The following is a 4,903-nucleotide window of genomic DNA, read 5'->3' as shown; positions in this document are numbered from 1 at the left end:
CTGCGTGCCGGGCGAAAGGCCAAGGCGTCGGCAGCCTATGCCTCGGCTAACCTCTTTTTCGCCGCCGGCATGGCGCTGTTGGACGAAGGGGACTGGGACAGCCAGTATGCGTTGACATTCAGCCTGTGGCTCGAATGCGCGGAGTGCGAGTTCCTGACCGGTGGGCTCGACCGGGCGGAGCACCTGCTTGCGGAGTTGCTGCAGCGCGGGCTGTCGAAGGTCGATCAGGCGGCTGCCTACACCCTCAAGGTTCTGCTCCATTCCGCGAAGTCCGAAAACATGCAAGCTGTAACCGGCGCGCTTACGTGCCTGCGCCTTTTCGGCATTGACATACCGGTCCGCCCGACTTTGCAGCACGTCCAGGCAGAATACGAGACGGTCTGGCAGACTCTCGATGGGCGCCCGATCGAGCACCTGATTGATCTACCGATGATGACCGATCTGGAACTGCAGACCGCCATGCAGCTGCTCTCGGCCCTTTTGGACGCCGCCTACCACACCGATCTCAATTTGTATTGCCTGCTCGTATGCCGCATGGCGAACGTCAGCACGCAGCACGGGATGAGCGGCGCGTCCGCGCAAGCCTATGCCGGGCTCGGGCAGATCCTTGGTCCGGTGTTTCACCGTTACCGCGATGCCCAGCGTTTCGCCAAGCTCGCATGCGACATGGTCGAGAAACGCGGCTTCATCGCCTACCAGGCGAATGTCTACTTTTCGATGGGAAACGTTGCTCTGTGGACCCAGCCGTTCGCAACCGCGATCGATTTCCTGCGGGCTACCTTTCGCACCGCAACCCAGACGGGGGATCTGACCTCCGCTTGCTATAGCATGGACCATATCGTCACAATTTTGCTCCTGCGGAACGATCCGCTCGATGCGGTGTGGCGTGAATCGGAGAAGAGCCTGGACTTCGTCGAGAAAGCTCGATTCCGAGAGGTCGCCGCCGTTATCGTGAGCCAGCAACGCTTCATCGCGACCATGCAGGGACGGACCGCGACCTTCTCCACGTTCAGCGATCCCCAGTTCGATGAGCAGGCGTTCGAAGCCGAACTGACCGGCAAGCGCACGGCCACGACGATCTGCCTCTATTGGATCCTCAAACTGAAGGCGCGGTTCCTGTCGGGGGACTACGTCGAGGCGCTCGCAGCAGCCGGGAAGGCGAAAGCGCTGCTGTGGGCCACAACCTTCCACGTCCAGCTGCTTGACTACTTTTACTACACCGCGCTCACGGTGGCAGCACTCTATGAGAAGGGTTCTGCCGACGAGCAGAGCGTGTGGCGCGACCTGCTGACGGCGCACCGGGAGCGCCTGCACGAGTGGGCCGACAACAATCCGCCGACTTTCGCCGACAAGCACTCGCTCGTGTTGGCCGAGATCGCCCGCCTCGAAGGCCGAGTGGCCGATGCAATGGGCCTCTACGAGCACGCCATTCAATCGGCTCGCCAGCACGGTTTTGTGCAGAACGAGGGCTTGGCCCATGAATTGGCCGCGCGGTTCTACGCAGCGCGCGGCTTCGAGACGATTGCCCACGCCTATCTGCGGAACGCCAGGTCCTGCTATCTCCGCTGGGGGGCGCTCGGCAAGGTGCGGCAGCTTGAGCAACTGCACCCGCACCTGTTCGAGGAATCGGCTCCGCCGCCCTCCACCGCCACCTTCGGCACGCCCGTCGAGCAGCTGGATGTCGGGACGGTAGTCAAGGCCTCGCAGGCGGTATCGGGCGAGATCGAACTCGGCAAGCTCATCGAGACACTGATGAGGATCGCGCTCGAGCATGCCGGCGCCGAGCGTGGTATGCTCATCCTTCTCAGGGGCGATGAGCCGCAGATCGCGGCGGAGGCCACCACCGGCCATGGCAAAGTCGAGGTGACGGTTCAACGGGCGGCCGTACTTGCCTCGGCTCTCCCGCAATCCGCACTGCACTACGTGATCCGCACACGGGAAAGCGTGGTCCTCGATGATGCTGCGGTCGGGAACCTGTATTCGGATGACGAGTATATCCGGCAAAGGCACCCCAGGTCAGTCCTATGCCTGCCCATCGTCAAGCAGGCCAAGCTTGTCGGCGCGCTCTATCTCGAGAACAATCTGACGCCGGGCGCCTTCACAGCGAGCCGGGTGGCGGTGCTGGAGTTGCTGGCCTCGCAAGCCGCGATTTCGCTGGAGAACGCGGGCCTCTATACTGATGTGCAGCGGGAAAATACTGAACGCAAGCGGGCCGAGGAGGACTTGCGGCGAAGCAAAGCCTATCTCACCGAAGCGCAGAGCTTGAGCCGCACCGGCAGCTTCGGCTGGAGCGTCGCCACCGGCGAGATCATCTGGTCGGACGAGACTTTCAGGATATTTGGATACGACAAGGCTCCTTCGGTCGCCACCGACATGGTCGTTCAACGGACCCATCCGGGCGATCGTGCTGCCGTGCAACAAACCATCGACCGGGCGGCCAGGGACGGGAAGGATTTCGATCACGCATATCGGCTGCTGCTGCCGGATGGCTCGGTCAAGCACGTACATGCCGTGGCCAAGGCGATAACCGATGTTTCGGGCAGCACGGAATTTGTGGGTGCGGTGACTGACGTGACGGCCGCCCGGCTGGCCGAGGATGAGCTCTACAAGGCCCAGGCGGAGCTGCTGCATGTCACGCGGATCACGACGTTGGGCGAACTGGCGGCGTCGATCGCCCATGAGGTGAACCAGCCGCTTGCCGCCATCGTCACCAATGGCGAGGTGTCGCTGCGGCTGCTGGACAGGGAGCCGCCTGACCTCGTCGAGGTGCGCGGGGCAATCGGCGCGACGATCAGTGATGGGAGGCGCGCCAGCGAGATCATCTCACGGCTGCGCGCCCTCTCCAGGAAGGCCGAATCCGACAAGGTGGCGCTGTCCATCAACGACACCATCGAGGAGGTGATCCCCTTGGTACAGGGTCAGGTGAACGGCCATCGCGCCGCGCTGCACCTGCAACTCACCCCGGCGCCGGCCGTGCTCGGGGATCGGGTTCAGCTGCAACAGGTCATCATCAATCTCATCGTCAATGCCGTCGAGGCCATGGATCCGGTGACCGACCGGCCGCGCGACGTGCTGGTCCGGTCGCGGCCCGAGGGTGCCGGCCAGGTGCTGGTAGCGGTCGAGGACTCGGGCATCGGCATCGACCCGGACGACGCCAGCCGCCTGTTCAACGCGTTCTACTCGACTAAGCCCAGCGGCATGGGCATGGGCCTGTCGATCTGCCAATCGATCATCGAGAATCATGGCGGCAGGTTGTGGGCCTCGAGCAATGCGGGCCCCGGCGCAACGTTCCAGTTCACTCTGCCGACGCATCAGGAAACGGGGGGCGGTCCTCGATGACGAACCGGCTGGTGGTAACACGAGCCCGCACGAATCTCGCCTGAATGCTGCCAGGAGGGTCACCGTCAGCAGCACGTGGTTGGGCTCTGATCATCGCTGATAGCGGCCAATCCCCCACCACATCCCCCGAGGCGATGGCCTCGCCGCCCAGGCCAAGAAGGACCCGAGCACTATGCAGACCTTCGACTACGCCAACGATCCGCTCGTCACCGGCGGTACGTACGCCTCGGCGGAAGAGCTGTGCAACAAGTACTTCGTGCACTGAGCAAAGCCCCGGCCTCCCGGACGGAGGGCCGGGGTCTTTTCACTTCGGAGCGACCTTGGGTGGCTTCAACAAAGGGAACTCGGCCGCGTCATTGCTGGGACCAAAGGCCTGCTTTTTCATGGGACTGAAGGGTCCCTTGCTCAATTGTGCAGGACAGGTCACGTTTCCGCCCGCTACGCAATGCCAGGGCCTTTCCGAATGCCGACGCTCTATCGGTACCACGTGATCGAGGACGAGGCAGGCTGGGTTATCAGTTCGAGTGGACCGAGCGTGGTTTCGCGTCACTCCCTTCACGAGGCCGTAGACGAAGCTATAGGGGCGGCTCAAGCGGCGGCTGCGCGAGGCCACGTGGCGGAGGTGTTGGTGTGGGAGGGCAACGTCGGAGTCAAGATGTTCGACAGCCGCAGGAGGGATGATCGTGCTGACAAGATGTAGCATTGGCGCAGCGGACGCATCGCGCGCCACCACGAAGCCGCCCGCTGCTGGGACACCCCTTTGCGGTGGCGAGGGGCATCCTTGAGGAGACCACCCTACGGCCTTGCCCTATTCCGGTCGAGGACCGCGTTGCGCTTGCGAAACCGGAGCACCAGATACCCGCCGCCAGCTGCGAGGAAGGCCAGGCCCGCCCCGGCAATGGGGCCGGCGCCGACCGCGAACTTGCCGCCCGGCCCCCAGCCATTGCCGTTGGCGTTCGGGTTCTTGTCCACCGGTGCGGCGAGGGCTGGAAAAATTGTCAATGCCGAGATGGCACAGACCAAGGATAACCGTTCTGAGCTTCATCATACTCTGGCGTTCCCTGTTGGGGACCATCGTGAACCGCATGGTAAGGAGGGGCGATTGCCCCATTCGAGCTATAGCCCGAGGTGGCCGCTGATCGCCTCGTGGGGCGGCTAGTTCTTCAGCCGCCTATCGGCCACATCCGCCGGGCCGGGGGGCCGGCCTTCGGCGTGGCGCGCGGCGATGACGACGGTCAGTAATTCGCTGAAAAATGCTCCATGACCGCCCAGGGGAGTCTGTCATTGTCGGAGTTGATGGTCATACTCCAGCTCCGTGACGGCTCCTACCGGTGGCGAACTGGCACGGTGTCCATCGTGAGCCCGGGCCTTTTTCATTCTCAGCCCATCACTGCTGAGACGTCGCGTCGAGCCACCAAGACGTCCCGCGGACCATTTGGGACGCCCGCTACTGGATGCCCCCCAGTTGCGACGGAAGGGTGTCGTAGGTGTAGAGGGCGATGGCGTGGGGTTTCACCCCCTCGCTCAGTGGAATCAAAGTTACGGTGGGGAGTTGAGTTCCCGG

At 63.4% G+C, this 4,903-nt stretch carries 2 protein-coding genes; one reads left to right on the top strand and one right to left on the bottom strand.

The window, feature by feature from the left end; all coding sequences use genetic code 11:
- On the top strand, window positions 1-3,339 hold a 3,339-nt coding region (locus JWQ89_RS22090), incomplete at its 5' end, for an ATP-binding protein (RefSeq protein WP_299644782.1).
- A gap of 795 nt (window positions 3,340-4,134) precedes the next feature.
- On the opposite strand, the gene JWQ89_RS22085 is transcribed toward JWQ89_RS22090, so the two are convergent.
- Window positions 4,135-4,341 carry a hypothetical protein gene (locus tag JWQ89_RS22085; RefSeq protein WP_299644780.1) on the bottom strand — a complete coding sequence of 69 codons (207 nt, stop codon included), beginning with the start codon at window positions 4,339-4,341 and terminating at the stop codon, window positions 4,135-4,137.
- Between the last annotated feature and the right edge of the window lie 562 nt (window positions 4,342-4,903).

Source organism: Devosia sp. (assembly GCF_028290645.1).
GTDB lineage: Bacteria > Pseudomonadota > Alphaproteobacteria > Rhizobiales > Devosiaceae > Devosia_A.
Note: the sequence above shows the minus strand (reverse complement) of the source record. Positions and strands in the feature narration are given on the sequence as shown.